Origin of the sequence: Pseudomonas sp. EA_65y_Pfl1_P113 (genome assembly GCF_963970525.1) — a bacterium.
Lineage (GTDB): Bacteria > Pseudomonadota > Gammaproteobacteria > Pseudomonadales > Pseudomonadaceae > Aquipseudomonas > Aquipseudomonas tritici.
This window is the reverse complement of the sequence record NZ_CAXAQM010000001.1, coordinates 14,699-30,983: the sequence shown is the minus strand read 5'-3', so window position 1 is coordinate 30,983 and position 16,285 is coordinate 14,699. Positions and strand designations below refer to the sequence as shown.

The window sequence follows — 16,285 nt, the reverse complement described above, 5'->3', positions numbered from 1 at the left end:
GTTGCGCAGTTTGTTCAATCCGACGCGCGCGGGGGATTTCATGCTGGGGGCTCACTTCAAAGGAGACTCGGCATGAAACGCTTAGTGAGTTGGATCTATGCGCCCGCCTTTTTGCTGGGGTTTATCAGTTGCGGACTCTGGCAGCCGAACAGCTTGATTCTGCTGTTCGTGATTGCCGTCGCAGTGTCATTCCTGGCAGAGCAGTGGCTGCCCTATGAACCGCAGTGGAATCGCAGCCTGGGCGATCGTCGGCGCGACACCTTGCACGCCTTGGTCAACGAAAGCCTGAATGCCGCTGGATTGTTGATCCTGCCGGGGCTCACGGCGCTGTTGGCGTTTGAAGGTATCTGGCCGCGTGGCTGGCCGCTGTGGGAGCAACTGCTGATGGCGATTGTGCTCGCTGATGCCGGTATTACCTTGATGCATTACGCCAGCCACCGCATTAGGCCGCTGTGGCGTTTGCATGCGGTGCATCACAGCGTGCAGCGGCTTTACGGTTTCAATGGGTTGATGAAGCATCCGTTGCACCAGATGCTGGAAGCCACGGCGGGGCTGCTGCCATTGATCCTGCTGGGCATTCCCTCTCCGGTGGCGCAGTTGCTGGCATTGGCCATCGCCGTTCAATTGCTATTGCAGCATTCCAATGTGGACATGCGCCTGGGGCCGTTGCGGTGGGTGTTCGCCTGGGCGCCTGTGCATCGGTTTCACCATATGAAGTACGGTCGCGCCGGGGATGTGAATTTTGGGCTGTTTTTCAATCTGTGGGATTGGTTGCTGGGCACGGCGTTCTATCGCGACGGGCATCGCATGGGGCCGGGAGACCTGGGGATTGGCAGTCGACCGGATTTCCCGGTGGCGTATGGGGAACAGTTGCGTGACCCGTTCAGGCCGGTTGCCTTGAGCAAGGAACCGGCACTGCCATACGATTCACGCTAATAGCTGCACCTCCAGCCGGCGCAATGAGGCTGCCGCCGTGACGCCAAACAACTGCTTCATGGTCCGTGAGAAGTGCGCGGAATCAGCAAAACCCGCACCGTGCGCAGCGTCGGTCAGCGTGCCGCCGGCGAGTGCCAATTGCAGGGCGATGCGCAAGCGTCGCCACAGCACCAGGCGGCGCACGGGCAAGCCGAGTTGATCCGAGAACAGCCGCTCCAGTTGGCTCAATGACAGGTGCGCCGCTTCGGCCAGGGCGTGGGCAGAAACCTTGCCGCTCAATTGCTGATCCAGTGCAGCAAGGGCACGCTCCACGCGTGGATCATCCAGCGTGCGCCGGGGGAGTTGGCGTAACCCCTCCAGGGACAGCTGTTCGTGGATCAACAGGTGTTGCAAGTGGGCGGTATCAAACACGGCGGGTTCGGCATACAGCACCTTCACCTCACCCTCAGTGTCGAGAATGGCGTGTGTCTGTCGCGAAGGGATAAACAGGCGATGCGCTGTGGTGACCTGGCCATCAAGGCTGACCGTGATTGGCCGGGCGCAGAGCATCAACTGGTGGGCGTAATGCGCATGGGGCGCGGTGCGCCCCAGCTCGCCGAGGATCAGGCCGTAGTCACGCCCCAACCACAGGCGGCCTGGCCATTGGGCCTTCACTCAGTACTTATAGTCGTTCAGCAGGTCCTGCACGCTGGACGACGGCCAGCGTTTGTAGAACTTCAGCAGTTCGGCGGCGCGGTTGGTGAAGATGCCATCGACGCCCGCTTTCATCACCTTCTCGAAGTCGACCGGCTCATCCACGGTGTAGACGTGTACCAGCAAGCCTTTGTCGTGGGTCAGCTTGTTCATCTCGGGTTTGACCAAGTCCGAATAGCTCTGGTCGCCGTGGTTTGTCAGCTCAGCCGATGGGCCGGTGCCGATGGCGCCGAGGTTCTTGGCTTCGTCGACCCATTTTTCGAACTCGGCAGCGTCCTTAGGCGCCTGCTTGGCGTAGTAGGCGGCCTTGGTCGGTTCGCCGGATTCGGCGAAGGTCTGCTTGTTTTTCGGTTCGATGCTGCCTTCGCCCACCCACAGCAGGAGGATTTTCGGGGTGTTGGGCATTTCGTTCTGCAGCGCTTTGAGGCTCGCCACTTCGAAAGTTTGCAGCACCACGCGGCCCTTGCCCTGGCCGACGCCGGTGTTGCTCTTGCCCAGCTTGGAACCGGCGGAACTCAGCCAGCCTTTGTCCAGCAGCTTGTTCTTCAGGTCGGCTTCGATGCCCGGGAATTGCTTGGGCTCCTTGGTTTCGATGTAGAGGCCGGGTTTGTGCTGCGGGTTGCCCTCGGCGATCTTGATGATGTCGTCCAGGCTCTGGATTTTCAAGCCGACGAAACCCGGGCGCGCACGGTCCGGGTAGGCGGCGTTGAACCAACTGCCGGCGTCGAGGGTTTGCAATTCTTTCCAGGTGAATTCGTTGGCCGGGGCGTCCTTGCGGTCGGGAAACTTGGTGGCCACGTCGGTGGTGCGCTGCAGGTTGTTGTCGTGCAGGGCGAACAGCACGCCGTCCTTGCTGCGCTGCAGGTCCAGTTCCAGGTAGTCGGCGCCCAAGTCACGCGCAACCTTGTAGGCGGCGGCGGTGGACTCAGGCGCGTCGTATGAAGCGCCCCGGTGGGCGATCACGGCAGGGTAGGGGATGCCTTCGTTAGTCGCCAATTCAGCCGGGCTGATCGGGTCGGCAGCCTGTGCTTGGCCAAGGCCGAGCATCAGGGCCAGCAGCAGGGCGCTCTTGGTAAACGTGACAGGCATATGCGAAGTCCTTTCTTGGGGGAGGCTTTGAGAAGGCCTCCTTTTTAACAATTGATGGCGAGAGGCGCTATCACCAAACCGACATTAACGTGCGCATGGGCAAAATTTTCGGGTTTTTAGGGGATGCATTGCAGTACTCTTGCCCGAAGCTGCCCCATTAGAGGACGCTACTTTTTGCCACGCGTGTAAACCATCTTTCCAGTCCATATAGGACTTTTCAGTGAGGTTTACCATGCGCATCACCTCCGAGCTTATCTGCCAGGCCGCCGACCAACTCCACGGGTTTGTTGGCCTCAACCGCAAGACCGGCCAGTACATCGTACGTTTCAGCGAAGACGCCTTCGGTATGGACGTGGCCGATGACGGCATCATCCCCACCGCCGAGTTTGTCTGGCTGCCGGCCCCGGAGCAGACCATGACCCTGTCCCGCGAGCGCCTCCAGTTGTTGCTGGATCAGAACATCGACGACCGCATCAACATCACCGAACCGCTGCGGGTGTACATGCGGCGGGCGGAGATTGCGCAGATCAGTGCGTTGCGCAGTCTGGTGAGCTGAATAACGAGGCCGATCAACTGTGGGAGCACGCTTGTCGAATCGCAGCATAGCTAACTACACACTTTAAATATGATCGTGCGTAGCAGCTGTCGAGCCCTGGCGAGGCTGCGTTTGCGGCCTGTCTGACACAACGCTGACGCAGCCACGCCGTGGCTCGACAGTTGCTACGCAGAAAACGTATAGACCTCTGGCTATCGTAGCGATGCGGCGATCCGACAAGTCAGCTCCCACCGCGTTTTTGTGCTGCTCTTCAGGCACTATTTCAATGGTGGAATGTGTAAGCCCGCTCTACTTTGCACACCCGGGTCTGAAAGGCCGAGTACCAAGTGGCGCGCCCCTGTTCGCGCACCGCTCGATGCTCGGCGTGCTGCTTCCACGCCAAAATCGCCGCCTCACTCTCCCAGTACGACACGGTAATCCCCAGGCCATCTTCCCGTGCCGATTCCACACCGAGAAACCCCGGTTGTTCGCGCGCCAGTTCCAGCATGCGGTTGGCCGCCTGGCCGTAACCTTGATCGCCCTCGGTGCGCAGTGAGCTGAAAATCACCGCGTAGTAGGGCGGGGCAGGCGTGCGCCCGATCATGCCGACACCGCCTGACAGGCTTTGAGCAGGGCAATCGCCAAGGGTGGGGTGATGCCTTTTAATGCGTTGCGTTCGGGTTGGAACAGGGTGGCCACGAAGAACGGGTGGTCGAGCAGTTCCACCGCGCGCAGGTCACCTGCCGAGTCATGGCCACTGGGGATCAGATCGCCTTCCAGCAGGGCATTGAGAAACTCAGGGTTCACGCCATAGCGGCAACGATAACCTTCCTGTACATCAAGAGTCCCGTAGGCTTCGGCGATGCGGGTGTAGGGCGCCAAACGCACGGTGTCGGTGGCTTCCACCAGTGTGCAACTCAGCGGCGTGATCACCGCGCGCTTTGCATGCGGAGCGAGTTCGCCATGCTCGGCGTCCTTCCAGCCCAGCACATTGCGGGCATATTCCAACACCGCGTGTTGAAAACCGCCGCAGGTGCCGAGAAACGGACGCCGCTGTTCGCGGGCAAAACGGATCGCTCGCAGTGCGCCATCGGTGTCGCGGTAGGGACTGCCGGGCACGCACCAGAACCCGTCGAAGCCATGCAGTGACTGGGGCAGCGCATCCGTGTCGAGCCACTGGGTATGAACGATCAGACCCAGGGTGTCAGCTGCTTGTTGCAACGCCACGGGTATGGCCTGGTGGGCGATAACATCGGGGTTGTAATCGCCGATCAGGGCGAGGTGCAAGGGTGTGGCGTTCATCGTTTACGTCCCATGGCTTGTGGTGTCCTGGGGTGCACTATAGATTGGCGCCAACGCAATCAAAATTGGCATTTGCCCACATGTTCAATGCAGCCACGCACTATTCAATTGACTACCCTGACCTGTCGCTGATCCTCGCACTGGTGCGCGGCGGCACCCTCGCGCGGGCGGCGGCGTTGTTGCGGGTGGACGTGTCCACGGTGTTCCGCGCAGTGCGGCGCCTGGAGGCGGCGCTGGGCCAGACACTGTTTGAAAAGAGCCGCACGGGCTACTTGCCCACCAGCCTGGCAAGCAACCTGGCCCAGCAGGCGGAGCGCGCTGAACAAGCACTGGAGGCGGCGCGTGTTGGCGTGGAGCAGGGGGGTGAAGTGATCAACGGCACGGTGCGCCTGACCTGTACCGATTCGGTGTTGCAGGGTTTATTGCTGCCGGCCCTGGCGCAATTCATGCCGCAGTACCCTGCGCTGATCCTGGAGCTGAGCACGTCGAATGATTTCGCCAACCTCAGCCGCCGCGACGCTGACATCGCCCTGCGCCTGACTCGCACGCCGCCGGAGCATCTGGTGGGCCGTCGCCTTGGTAGCGTGGCCTATCAGGTATGCGCCAGCCCTGGTTTCGCCCGCCAACACGCGGGCCGTGAGTTGGCCGACCTGCCCTGGATCACCCCGGATGACTTCCTGCCCGACCACCCTACGGTCGCCTGGCGCCGCGAGCACCTGCCCGGTGTGCGCCCCAGTTATCGCTGCAACAGCATGTTGTCGGTCACCGAGTTGGTGCGGGCGGGGCTAGGGGTGGCGGCGTTGCCGGACTTTCTATTGGATGCAGGCCTGCAAACGCTGGGTCCCGCGTTGGCCGGGCACGATACGGCGTTGTGGTTGCTCACGCGCGCGGACTGCCGGGCGTTGCGCTCGGTGGTGACGTTGTTCGATGAACTGGGGCGGCATATTGGGATGAAGTGTGGTACCGCCGCTCCCACCGGGGATCACGGGTGTTCTTGAGGTTTTCGGACAAAGTGCTCATGCATTTCACACGTCAGGCTTTCGATGTGTTCTGTCAGTTGTTTGGTCATTTCCGTAAGCCGGGTATTTTGCTCCAGCCGTTCCAGTAACCGCCTGGACCGCCTTGCTGGTGCCTTCGCGAATCTGCAGGATTACCGTGCCGGCGCGATTCGCCAGGTCGACCCCTTGCGCAGCGCGGTCGCGGGTGCCGTCCATGCTGTGGATAGCCTGGCGGGTTTCATTCTGGATCATCGCGATCATGCTGGAAATTTCCGTCGTGGAACCGCTGGTGCGCGCCGCCAGTTGGCGTACTTCATCTGCCACCACGGCAAACCCGCGACCTTGTTCGCCTGCACGCGCCGCCTCAATGGCGGCGTTGAGTGCCAGCAGGTTGGTCTGTCCTGCGATGCCGCGAAGGGTGTTGACGATGGTGGTGATCTGCTGCGAACGCTTGCCCAACTTGGCGATCAGTTGCGAAGAGCTATCGATGTCCGCGGCAATGTCGCGCATGCCACTGGCCGCTTGCTGGATTACCTCGGCGCGTTTTTCGGCGATGTCCCGAGTGGTCAGGGAGATGTGGTACGCCCGGGCTGCGCTGGCGGCGTCGGCGGCATGTTGTTGCACCATAGCGGTGACGTCGGAGGCGAACTTGACCACTTTGCACAGGCGCCCGATGGCGTTGTAGACCGGGTTGTCGTTGGCTTCGAGCCACACGGTTTGGCCATTTTTATCCACCCGCTCGAACTGGCCGCTGAACAATTCGCCCTGGTTCAGGCGCTGCCAGAAATCACTGTAGGCCGAGCTTCTGGCTATCTCTGCGGTGCAGAACATGCGGTGATGCTGACCCTTGATCTGCGTCAGGTATGTAGCCCATGCGCGGCAGGAAGTTTACGTTGGCAGTGATGACGGTGCCGTCGAGGTTGAACTCGATCACCGCCATGGCGCGCTCGATAACGTCCAGCAGGCTGGCCTGTTGGGCAATGGTGTGTTGCAAGGTGTTGATGCTTTTTTTGTGGGCGTTGAATAACATGTTCGGGGGCTTGGGCAAGCAAACCTCTAGGGTTTCCGTGGGTATGCGCCTGCCCCCGTAAGGCATCCGCCATACGGTTGACTTGCTCATTCTCAGCTTCCTTGTGCTGACAGGGGGGGGGACAACGGGTTCAGAGTGATCAGCCTGGCAAAACGTTCGCCCCAGGGGCAGGACCTTTTTTGGATAGCTGACCAGTCGTGGCATTGTGCTTTCTCTCGGGTGCTGAGAGGAAGATTCACACGAAGAGTCGTAGGACAACTTCAGGCGGAATGGGCGATCATTTCTTCGCTGACATTGACCCGGTTACGCCCGGTGTCCTTGGCGGCGTACAGCGCCCGATCCGCCGCATTCAGCCACATCGCGGCATCGGTGAAGAAGGGCTGGAAATCTGCCAGGCCGATGCTCAGGCTGACACGCAGCTCTGGGATCTGCGGGTTGCGATAATTGCAGACGGTTTCGCGCATGCGTTCCATCACCTGTGTCGCCTCTTCCAACGGTACTTGCGGAAGAATCACACAGAACTCATCGCCACCGTAACGCCCCGCCAAGTCGTTTTCACGCAGATTGCGCCGCAGTTCCAGGCTCAATTGGCGCAGTACGGCATCACCGACGATGTGGCCGTGGGTGTCGTTGATCTGTTTGAAATGATCGATATCGATCAAGGCAATCGTGGCGTGGCTTTGTTGCTGCTGGCACTTGTGGAACTTGAGGTGCAGCAGGTCTTTCCATGAACCGTGGTTAAGCAGGCCGGTGAGGCTGTCAGTGCGGCTGAGGGCGCCGAGCGCGCGCTTATGCTCCGACAGTTTGATCGCCAATTGGTAGCAGACCGCGCCGATGGCCATGGGGTAGAAGGTCAACATCGGCAGGCAGGTGTAAACCTGAGTGAGGCTGACATTGGGGTTGAACGTGAAGCCGAACAGCGCACCTGCGACTCCGATACCGGCGGCTTGCGCCAACAACCCGCGCAGGAACAGACGCTTGCCGCCCGCAGCGACGTTGTTCATGGTCATCATTGAAAGGATCGTCACGGTTGTCAGGGGCGTGAACTGCGTGGCCGCGGCCCAGAATCCACCACACAACGAGTCGTACAGCAAATTGCGCTGTTCAGCCTGATAGGGGAATTGCGAACGAGTCGAGAGTTGGTACGCCAGATGCGCCCAGGCAAAACCGTGGAACAGCAGGAATGCCCAGACCCAGCCCGGCATCGCGAGCGGATAAAGGGCGCCTGCGACACTGATGCAGCCGATACCAAAACCGATAATCCTTGGCTTGTAGATACGCCTGGCAAATGAAAGCCCTTTGCCTCGTCTGTTTTCCATAAATTCCTGGGGCCGTTCTTTTTCCGCGGGTGCAGCAATGTGCGTCAGCGGGTTGAACCGTTGCTCGGATAATTGTGAATATTGTCAGTGATCCGCGTGGGAATAATCAGTGTCCTTCCAAGCCATTTGTGCAGGACAGCGTGCGAACACGTCAAAAACGACCAGGAATGTCGCTTAAGCAATGGTTTGTTACTGATGACCGGGAGGCGGGACCGCGTAGCCGGCCAGGAACAGGTCAATGGCTGACTCGATAACGCTGGCCTGATTGGCCGCGTCGAGTACCGGCTGGCCCAAAGTGATCTGCGGCCAGAATGCAAAGGCTTTGAGCAGGCTCTGGATCTGGTGCGCGGCAAAGGCCGGGTCGCTGCAGTTGAGCCGGCCGTCCTCTTGAGCGGCGCGTACCCATTGGGTGAAGCCTTCTTCACGTTTGCTCAGGCGGGTGACCATGTCTTGTGCGCGCTCCGGTGAGTGGATGGTGGCGGCGATCGCGACCCGGGCCAGGTCGAGGAAATTGGCGTCCGACATCATCTTCATCTTCGCTTCCAACAACCCACGCAGTTGTTCACGTAGCGGGCGATCGCTGGCGTAGCTGACGTCGAGTTGTGCGACGCTGCTGGCCCAGAGTTGATGGAGTATTTCGGCGAACAACTCTTCCTTGCTGGGGAAGTGGTTATACACCGTGCGCTTGGAAACGCCGGCGGTGGCGGCGATCTTGTCCATGCTGGTGACCTCGAAACCGCAAACGCGAAACTCGGCGATGGCCGCTGCCACGATGGCTTCGCGTTTGCGGTCGGTGAGGCGTTGAGGGGCAGTCATGGGTAGCGCTCGGCTCTTCAGGGGAAATTACACTCGGTAGTTTACTTGCTCCGGATTTTGTTGCAATCTTGAAACTACACTGTGCAGTGTAACTTATAGCGATCCGTAGGAGTCACCCGGTAATGGCCACGATCTCGTCCCGTGTCGATTCTTCGCCAGCAGCGCCCAGGCAAGACCAGGGCCACTTCAGCAACGATGCCCCTGTGCAGCATGGTGGTTTTGGCAAGACCTTGCGTATTTTCTGGAACATGCTGTTCAACAAGCCGCGCAGCACGCGACCGGTGGGGCAGATCCCGGTGCAACCGCTGACCCGCGAGCAGTTACTGGCGGCTCCGGATCACAGCGTGTTCCGCCTCGGGCATTCCACCGTACTGCTGAAAATGCGCGGTAAATTCTGGGTGACCGACCCGGTGTTCGCCGAGCGTGCGTCACCGTTCCGTTGGGCCGGCCCCAAGCGTTTCCATCAGCCGCCCATCAGTCTTGAGGAATTACCGCCGTTGGAAGCGGTAATTCTTTCCCACAACCACTACGACCATCTCGACCGCAAGGCTGTCGTCCAATTGGCTGACAAAACCCGCTATTTTCTTGCGCCCCTGGGCGTGGGCGACATCCTGGTGAAGTGGGGCGTGGAGGCAAGCAAAGTGCGGCAGTTGGATTGGTGGCAAGGCACCGAGGTGGATGGCATTCGCTTTGTCGCCGCGCCTGCGCAGCATTTTTCCGGGCGCGGCCTGTTTGATGCCAACCAGACTTTGTGGTGTTCCTGGGTGATGATCGATGGCGCGCGGCGGATCTTTTTCAGCGGAGATACCGGTTACTTCGATGGCTTTAAGCGTATTGGCGAACAGTACGGCCCGTTTGACCTGACGTTGATGGAAACAGGTGCTTACAACGTCGATTGGCCCCATGTGCACATGCAGCCGGAGCAAACCCTGCAAGCGCACATCGACCTCAAAGGCCGCTGGCTGCTGCCGATTCACAACGGCACCTTCGACCTGGCGTTTCACGCGTGGCACGAACCGTTTGACCGCATCATGGCCCTGGCTTGGGAGCGCAGCGTTTCGATTACCACGCCGCCGATGGGGCAGGCATTCAGCTTGAATCAACCCGAGCGTGGGTATGCATGGTGGTTGGAGGTGGAAACCCGAGGCGCACAGGAACACCTCGCCAACTGACGAAAGAGGTATCGGAAAAAGGAGTTATCAAGCTGTTTCAGAGCTGCGACAGGTGCCAGGCAAGGGTGCGATGATTCCCGGGAAGTCATTTCTCGGGGGCAGATCTTATGGAGAGTAAGTGTGGGAAATATTGGCAAGCGGGTATGGCGTGTCCGACAGACCAACCCGCACCTGTGCTCGCTGAACGTCCAGGTCTGGCAATTACGTCCAAGGATCATGCGAGCCTGAGAGGCATCAATTTTGGTGTCGATCCCCGCGCTCATGATCAGCCTGTGAGCAGCGTTCCGGTCCCGGGGTATGACGCCCCAGGACTTCCTCTTAAACCCCTGCGCGACCCGTCGCTGTCTCTGATTGCCTTGAGTGGTGTCGATCCTTCTGGGCCGGTGATGGTGCAAGTGCCCCTCGTCCAAAATAACAGCCCCTTTACGCCAGCCCAGGCGTTGAGCGGCAGGCGCGTGGGGTTTGCCGAGCGGTTTGCCGGCGGCCATGAACATGCGTTCATAGACCACAGCCCATCCTTCCTGAGAGCGCTGGACATCCTGTCACGGGCGGGGGCTCAGCCGGTGCCGGTGCTTGCACACCAAGGCAATAGCCCGCAGTACACGCGCAATGAAATCGATGAGCTTGTGCATGAATATCAACTGGACGCGTTGGTGTCCGACAGCCGCAGCGCCGCGTTCCATAGCGCTTGCAGGAGTGGGTATCCGGTGCTTGGCGAACCACTGGGGGATGGTGCGACACTTTGGTTCTACGGTGCGCAATGGTCGAGGGATTCGCTGAAAAGCCTGGTACAGGGGTATCGGAGCGTTCGGGATCTGATGGATGCAGGAGTGGCTACCCACAGCGTTGACTAATCCTACGTTGTAAATGACCTGCGTCGCGCTGCTGAACGGGGGATGGGTTTTTAGGCTGGGGCACGGATCAATCTGGGTCCTTCGTCATTTCTTACCCCCGAAGAGGTCTTATGTTAGGTATCGCATATGGTATGGGCTCCATCGTTCGGCAAGTCGTGCAGTCTTTTGCTGGCGACTACGCGCCCGTAGCTCCAGGTACCGAGTACCTGAGTGTCAAAGAACTCGGCACGCAAATGGCCCGGTCGGACGGGCTCACATCGGCCGATCTGGTCACTTACCTGCAGGAACGGATTCGCAAGGTGGACCCGCAACTGAGCTCCGTCATTGAACTCAACCCTGAAGCACTCGAGACCGCACGCGAGTTGGATCGTGAGCGAGCCAGCGGCAAAGTGCGCGGGCCGCTGCATGGCATTCCTATTTTGCTCAAGGACACCATTGAAACCTCAGGCATGCAAACCAGTGCAGGTGCGTATGGAATGGTCGGCGCAACGGCCGGCAAGAACGCGCCGTTGGTTGATCGCCTGATTCAGCAGGGCGCGGTGATCCTGGGTAAAACCAATATGACCGAACTGGCTGGGTTTCGAGGCGGCCCTGACGGCTGGAGTAGCCGGGGTGGGCAAACCCGCAACCCTCACCATCCTGATGCGGACGTCGGCGGTTCCAGCTCCGGTTCCGCCGCCGCAATCGCCGCTGGCCTGGCACCCTTGGCGGTGGGGGCTGAAACCAATGGTTCGATCATTGTGCCGGCAGCGTTCAATGGTGTTGTCGGGCTCAAGCCCAGCGTCGGTCTGCTGGATCGCAATGGGATTATCCCCGCGAGCCAGCGCCAGGACACACCGGGCCCGATGGCTCGCTCGGTGTTCGACGTAGCGCTGATGCTCAACGCCATGTCCGGCAGCGATCCTCAGGACCCAGCGAGTGTAGGCGCGCCCCAAGGTATTGATTACACCGAGCTACTGGTTTCGGGCGCCTTGAAAGGCAAGCGTATTGGATATCCCGCGACGTTCTCCGTACATGGCGAAACCCTGCCAGTGGTGAATAGTGTGCAATTTGGCCGGACACTTGAGGTGCTTCGCGAGCAGGGTGCGGTATTGATGCCGGTCAACATGCGCCTGGCCGATGCTTCACGCTACGACGAGTTGCTACTTTCGGATGTGAAAGAGGAGTTGAATGGTTACCTGGCCAAGCGCTCGGGCTTGCCGGTCAAGTCACTGACCGAACTGATCAAGTTCAACGATAAACGCGATGGCTCCGACGCGGATCATCAGCCAGTGCTCAAGCAAATCAGCGCTTCAACCCTGACGCTGGAGGAGCGCAAGCCACTGTGGGACGCGCTCATCCAGGATTTTCGCAGCACAGTGGACGGCCCGATCAAGTCGGAAAAACTCGACGCCATGGTCTCGGATTTCGAGACCAACAGTTACTTCGGTGTCGCAGCGGCCGGCTACCCAGGGATCGCCGTACCTTCCGGGACGAACGAGGACGGGCTACCGACCAGTGCCTACTTTTTTGGTACCCGCTGGTCCGAGCCCACTTTGTTGGCAGTGGCCCATGGGTATGAGCAGGCAGCCCAGGCGGCAATCAAGCCTGGGCTTTGACCGGGCACATAATTTCACATCGCAAATGGGGCGTCGGGTACTGCAACCGCCGTCCTGAGGTTCCCGGCGTCTTCACTCAGTGCCATGGAGGGCCGCCATGGCCTACAGAATTTACAGCCTCGGTGCAGCGGGCGCCGGTACCACGACGTTGGGCAAGGCCTCGGCCGAACGCTTGAACGTTGCCTATTTTGATTCGGACAACGTTTACTGGCAGCAGACGCCAAACTATTCCACCGTCGCACGCCCCAAAGATGAACGCATCCGCCTGCTGCAGGACCCGACCACCGATCTCGAAGGTTGGGTGCTGTCCGGCTCACTGTGCCGCTGGGGCGACCCCGTGATCCCGCACTTCACCCACGTGGTGTTCCTGCGCCTGGATTCGGAAGTACGCCTGCACCGTCGGCTCCTGCGGGAAGTGCAGCGTTACGGCGCTGAAATCCTCCCAGGTGGCAGCCGACATGAAAATAGCGTGGCCTTTCTGGCCTGGGCTGCCCGCTATGATGGCGGTAACCACAGCCTGGGTAGCTTGCGTCGGCATGAAACCTGGTTAAAGGCGCTGACGTGCCCGGTGATAGGGCTGGACTCTACGCACCATTCGGTTGAGGGGTTGGTGAGTCAATTGATGCCGTTGTTGTGCCGATCAAGCGGGAGATGATGCCTTGGGGTGTGGGCTCGGTTGAGGTCGTGTCAAACCGGCGCACACTCATCCCCCACCCGGGCGCAAACCCCGGGAAAAACACCAACCCCTCGGCCTCCAACCGAAACGCCAATGCCAGGCGGGTTTCATCACCCACATCGCGCTGGCGTTCAAACTGTTGAACCGCCTCCACCGACACACCTGCCAGGCGGGCCAGGTCTTCCCGGCTCCAGCTCAGCATCGCGCGTGCCTGTACGCTGTGTTTGGCGGTGAATTGATGCAGGACGATCTGCTGTTCTACGAAAGAGCTCATTGCCAGAGAGGACATGGGGTTTCTCCAGGGTTCGACGGGGAGGACAAACTATACTGTGTTTTTGTACAGTTGTTTTGACCGCTCATCAACTGGATATTTTTCAGCGCTTGCTTTGGACTATTTTTGAGGCTTGCAACATCGTGCCTTCGAACTGGATCTCCGCTCGGCCGAATTGACCGCGTGGATTGCGATATTCAAACTCTGAGAGGGACGCAGGAGGGGGTGAGGGCTATTTCCGAAAGCGACTGGAAGAAATTTAAAGCGCTGAGAAAAATCGCGCTGGAGCGGTTCCACCTTGGCGTACTGAGTGACGCCAAGTCTGTCAGTGAGAACGTGCATTGTCTCCGGTCAACCGCTACAGAACGCTCTACTGCGTGGCTCATGATTTGTTGACGGATACTGAGCTTGCCGTGCTCAGCGAGGACGCTCGGGATGGCATTAGCTATGCGGTCAGGCAGCCTTATGAAATCAATTGGGTTGATGAACCTGAATCAGCCCCCTGGGTATTGGCTTAGGCGCCCTGTTTAGTCTTTAAGGAAAAACGGTGACATTGACGTTCAATTGTTCACAAGCTGCCTGTGATTTCTTCAGCCGCATTCATAAGGGCAAAAAAATCACAACGGTTCACCAAGCGCCTCCGACGCAAGCTTCAGGGGAGGATCTGCATACCAACCCCGATCAGTGGCTGGTACACGCAGCAACCGTCCAGCGTAAACATGTACTGCTGGCGATTCACTTGAAAACCCGTTATTGCATGCTGTTTTTTGACATGAAAAAAGCTGATGCCGAAGGGTTTGTGCAGACGTTTATCAACCGCTGGACAAACGGTGTCATGGATTTGGCCATGAAGGGCGGGCTACTGGACTTTGTTGATCCGCAAATCATCGAGCACTTATCGAACGATTTGCGCCAATCCTTTCTTATGCTCCAGCGCGGCGATCGCAGTGGCCAAACACACATCAATGAAGTGCTTCGATTTTTCAAATGGGATGCTGAAGATTTTGATTTTGTAAACCAGCCCTGGAGCGCTGTTCGCTACGACGCTCTTACTAATCAAAGACCTAGAAGCATCAAGCAGCAGAAGGGTTACATCTACCCCGCTGAGGAGATGTTGATTCACTGGTTGATCACCGTAGGCCGCGTGCCTGTTTCGAAAGCGGAACAGGTTCGTGAGATCTATCGGCACGCGTTACGTGCGCAGGTTGATTAAAGCCCTTCCACCCCCGGCGCCTCACGAATGATCAAGTGATCCAGATTTTCGATATTTGCGCTGAACACCCCAAATGTCTGCTCGGGATTTTTCTTGCTCGGCACCTGCTTCAGCTCCGGCGTCACCCCGTAGAAGAAGCAATACAATGCCCGCTCACTGTCCACCGCAGCCTTGATCTGCTCCAGGAACGCCGTGCGCTTGCGGTAGTTCTCAATGAGTTTCTTGCTCAGGTAAACGTTGACCGAATAAGGCTTTTTATCGAGCCACAGTTTTTTCTCGAAGTCGATGCGAAAGCTACTGGTGTAGTGCTTGATCGCCTTGATCTTGCCCCAGTAGATCAAGCCCTTGTTGTCTTGCAGGTATTCGATCTTCTTGAAAAACGTCCAGTAGGTTGCCGTGTGCTCGCCGATCTTCAACGGCATGCTTTTGAGCTTGTCCTTGTCGTTGATGTTGGACACATAGCATTCCACTGGGTGGGCAAAGACGCTGGTTTTGTCTGGAGTGCTGTCGTTGGTGCTATGGGATGTGGACACACGAGTTGAGGGTGTTTTCGCTGCATCTTGAGGGATGTTTCCCTCCGTGCCAGTCAGGGGCGCCTTGCGCTCGTACTGACGCCGCGTAAGCACAAATTCCGATGGGAAATTTTCCTCGCGCTCGTCGTCACCTTCACCCGTAGTGGTTTTGTGCGTGCTGGCGTAGCGGCAGCCGTCGATATGCTGGGTGCTGGTCTTGTTCTTGAAATGCGGCGTGCGCTGATAGTTAATGTTCTTCGCGTTGAAAGTGCTCAGCGTATTGCCGCCCGTATCAAACGTCGCGCGGCAGGCATCGTTGGGGCACAGGAAGCTGTCCTTGTCTGAGTCGAAATCAGCGGTTTCGTCGAAATTCAGGTCTCGTACGTCGTAAATCGATAGCTTGTCGTCGAGACTCAGGCTGTAGGCCGTGTCGAATTTCATGGGGCTCGGGTCCGTGAGATGAGTAGCGCGATACTACGCAAATATCAGCCCTATGGAGATCAAAAATGTGGGAGCGAGCCCCTCCCACATTAGATGTGTAGTGTTGGGGGCGGCGGGTTCTCAGCCACGCGTCGCCCACTCATGAAGCCCAAGGTGCCACCGATTGCTGTGAGTGCACCAAGGGTATAGAACATGCTGGCAGGCTGCGCACTCCACGCCATCCGGCCACCCGTTCCACGCTCATCCGGCCAGGCACTCCGAGCGCAGCGACGCAGGTTTGCATTGTTAGTCTGAAGTCCCTGTCGTCGTCAATTTCGTTGCGCGTCTGCGCATCGATTCGCCCTTCAGTTCTATCCGATAAGCGTTGTGCACCAGCCGGTCGAGGATCGCGTCGCCCAAGGTCGGATCGCCGATCAGCGCGTGCCATTTGTCCACTGGCATCTGGCTGGTCACTAGCGTCGAGCGGTTACCGTATCGGTCGTCCAGCAGTTCAAGCACGTCCACCTCACCACTGCTTTCAACCTGATCCTGCGCCACAACGCGCCGAGAAACCCTTTGGTAAAAGCCTTTGCCAGAGCCCTGGGCGTAGACCTCAAAGCCACTATCTGACGCTACTGCCAAGCACCTTTCCACCTAGCGACAGAGATCAAATGTGGGAGTTGTCGACCCCATCAACCTGTATCCCTCTATACGAGCCGTTATCGTTTTCAACGTGAATGGTGGATTTATTAGCAAATTTGAGTATGCATTAGCGTTTTCGTGGTCACGAAATTATCGTTTTCGCCTACTATCTCCTGATAGTTATCGTTTTTTAGTTCTCGTTAGGGGAT

General features: G+C 58.6%; 18 protein-coding genes and 2 pseudogenes. 9 read left to right on the top strand and 11 right to left on the bottom strand.

Annotated elements, in window-relative coordinates; genetic code table 11:
- Positions 1 to 72 precede the first annotated feature (72 nt).
- Positions 73 to 936, top strand: coding sequence for a sterol desaturase family protein (locus AACY52_RS00155; RefSeq protein ID WP_339417069.1), 864 nt, complete (start codon positions 73 to 75; stop codon positions 934 to 936).
- On the opposite strand, the gene AACY52_RS00150 is transcribed toward AACY52_RS00155, so the two are convergent.
- Entirely contained in the window at positions 928 to 1,590 is a 663-nt protein-coding gene (locus tag AACY52_RS00150) for a helix-turn-helix domain-containing protein (protein WP_339417068.1), read from the bottom strand. The genes AACY52_RS00155 and AACY52_RS00150 overlap by 9 nt on opposite strands.
- Positions 1,591 to 2,718, bottom strand: coding sequence for a glycerophosphodiester phosphodiesterase family protein (locus AACY52_RS00145; protein WP_339417067.1), 1,128 nt, complete (start codon positions 2,716 to 2,718; stop codon positions 1,591 to 1,593).
- A gap of 232 nt (positions 2,719 to 2,950) precedes the next feature.
- Between AACY52_RS00145 and AACY52_RS00140 the strand changes: the two genes are divergently transcribed.
- Positions 2,951 to 3,274 (top strand): DUF2025 family protein, encoded by a 324-nt coding sequence (locus AACY52_RS00140; protein WP_339417066.1) that lies wholly within the window; start codon positions 2,951 to 2,953, stop codon positions 3,272 to 3,274.
- 262 nt (positions 3,275 to 3,536) lie between these two features.
- Here the strand turns inward: AACY52_RS00140 and AACY52_RS00135 are convergent, their stop codons facing one another.
- Both AACY52_RS00135 and AACY52_RS00130 read right to left on the bottom strand, forming a co-directional pair.
- Positions 3,537 to 3,857: an antibiotic biosynthesis monooxygenase gene (locus AACY52_RS00135; protein WP_339417065.1), complete on the bottom strand. Its 321-nt coding sequence runs from the start codon at positions 3,855 to 3,857 to the stop codon at positions 3,537 to 3,539.
- Positions 3,854 to 4,555, bottom strand: a complete 702-nt coding sequence (locus AACY52_RS00130; protein WP_339417064.1) for a CTP synthase — start codon at positions 4,553 to 4,555, stop codon at positions 3,854 to 3,856. Before AACY52_RS00130 ends, AACY52_RS00135 begins: the two co-directional genes overlap by 4 nt.
- An 80-nt stretch (positions 4,556 to 4,635) precedes the next feature.
- On the opposite strand from AACY52_RS00130, the gene AACY52_RS00125 reads away from it, so the two are divergent.
- Positions 4,636 to 5,553, top strand: coding sequence for a LysR family transcriptional regulator (locus tag AACY52_RS00125; protein ID WP_339417063.1), 918 nt, complete (start codon positions 4,636 to 4,638; stop codon positions 5,551 to 5,553).
- A gap of 27 nt (positions 5,554 to 5,580) precedes the next feature.
- Here the strand turns inward: AACY52_RS00125 and AACY52_RS00120 are convergent, their stop codons facing one another.
- The 4 genes from AACY52_RS00120 to AACY52_RS00110 form a co-directional block, all read right to left on the bottom strand.
- Complete coding sequence (locus tag AACY52_RS00120) at positions 5,581 to 6,384, bottom strand: PAS domain-containing methyl-accepting chemotaxis protein (RefSeq protein WP_370467998.1); 804 nt, start codon at positions 6,382 to 6,384, stop codon at positions 5,581 to 5,583.
- Positions 6,341 to 6,601, bottom strand: coding sequence for a hypothetical protein (locus AACY52_RS32080; protein WP_370467836.1), 261 nt, complete (start codon positions 6,599 to 6,601; stop codon positions 6,341 to 6,343). The genes AACY52_RS00120 and AACY52_RS32080 overlap by 44 nt, the downstream gene beginning before the upstream one ends.
- A gap of 242 nt (positions 6,602 to 6,843) precedes the next feature.
- Positions 6,844 to 7,902 carry a diguanylate cyclase gene (locus tag AACY52_RS00115; protein WP_339417062.1) on the bottom strand — a complete coding sequence of 353 codons (1,059 nt, stop codon included), beginning with the start codon at positions 7,900 to 7,902 and terminating at the stop codon, positions 6,844 to 6,846.
- 189 nt (positions 7,903 to 8,091) lie between these two features.
- Positions 8,092 to 8,718: a TetR/AcrR family transcriptional regulator gene (locus AACY52_RS00110; RefSeq protein ID WP_339417061.1), complete on the bottom strand. Its 627-nt coding sequence runs from the start codon at positions 8,716 to 8,718 to the stop codon at positions 8,092 to 8,094.
- A 122-nt stretch (positions 8,719 to 8,840) separates the two neighbouring features.
- On the opposite strand from AACY52_RS00110, the gene AACY52_RS00105 reads away from it, so the two are divergent.
- The 4 genes from AACY52_RS00105 to AACY52_RS00090 all read left to right on the top strand — a co-directional run bounded on the left by AACY52_RS00105 (position 8,841) and on the right by AACY52_RS00090 (position 12,997).
- Positions 8,841 to 9,890, top strand: coding sequence for an MBL fold metallo-hydrolase (locus tag AACY52_RS00105; RefSeq protein WP_339417059.1), 1,050 nt, complete (start codon positions 8,841 to 8,843; stop codon positions 9,888 to 9,890).
- Between the two features lie 272 nt (positions 9,891 to 10,162).
- Entirely contained in the window at positions 10,163 to 10,744 is a 582-nt protein-coding gene (locus AACY52_RS00100) for a hypothetical protein (RefSeq protein ID WP_339417058.1), read from the top strand.
- 110 nt (positions 10,745 to 10,854) lie between these two features.
- Complete coding sequence (locus tag AACY52_RS00095; RefSeq protein WP_339417057.1) at positions 10,855 to 12,342, top strand: amidase family protein; 1,488 nt, start codon at positions 10,855 to 10,857, stop codon at positions 12,340 to 12,342.
- Positions 12,343 to 12,439: 97 nt separating this feature from the next.
- Positions 12,440 to 12,997 carry a hypothetical protein gene (locus AACY52_RS00090; RefSeq protein ID WP_339417056.1) on the top strand — a complete coding sequence of 186 codons (558 nt, stop codon included), beginning with the start codon at positions 12,440 to 12,442 and terminating at the stop codon, positions 12,995 to 12,997.
- On the opposite strand, the gene AACY52_RS00085 is transcribed toward AACY52_RS00090, so the two are convergent.
- The gene (locus AACY52_RS00085) at positions 12,927 to 13,307 is read right to left on the bottom strand and encodes a helix-turn-helix transcriptional regulator (RefSeq protein ID WP_339417054.1); all 381 of its coding nucleotides are present in this window, start codon (positions 13,305 to 13,307) and stop codon (positions 12,927 to 12,929) included. The two genes, AACY52_RS00090 and AACY52_RS00085, sit on opposite strands and share 71 nt — an antisense overlap.
- 529 nt (positions 13,308 to 13,836) lie before the next feature.
- Between AACY52_RS00085 and AACY52_RS00080 the strand changes: the two genes are divergently transcribed.
- Entirely contained in the window at positions 13,837 to 14,502 is a 666-nt protein-coding gene (locus AACY52_RS00080; RefSeq protein ID WP_339421353.1) for a hypothetical protein, read from the top strand.
- Here AACY52_RS00080 and AACY52_RS00075 read toward each other — a convergent pair.
- Both AACY52_RS00075 and istB read right to left on the bottom strand, forming a co-directional pair.
- Positions 14,499 to 15,455 (bottom strand): hypothetical protein, encoded by a 957-nt coding sequence (locus AACY52_RS00075; protein WP_339421352.1) that lies wholly within the window; start codon positions 15,453 to 15,455, stop codon positions 14,499 to 14,501. The two genes, AACY52_RS00080 and AACY52_RS00075, sit on opposite strands and share 4 nt — an antisense overlap.
- A 285-nt stretch (positions 15,456 to 15,740) precedes the next feature.
- A pseudogene (gene istB / locus AACY52_RS00070) lies at positions 15,741 to 15,956 on the bottom strand (IS21-like element ISPre4 family helper ATPase IstB); the annotation flags it as partial.
- On the opposite strand from istB, the pseudogene AACY52_RS00065 reads away from it, so the two are divergent.
- A pseudogene (locus tag AACY52_RS00065) lies at positions 15,948 to 16,064 on the top strand (LysR family transcriptional regulator); the annotation flags it as partial. The pseudogenes istB and AACY52_RS00065 overlap by 9 nt on opposite strands.
- Between the last annotated feature and the right edge of the window lie 221 nt (positions 16,065 to 16,285).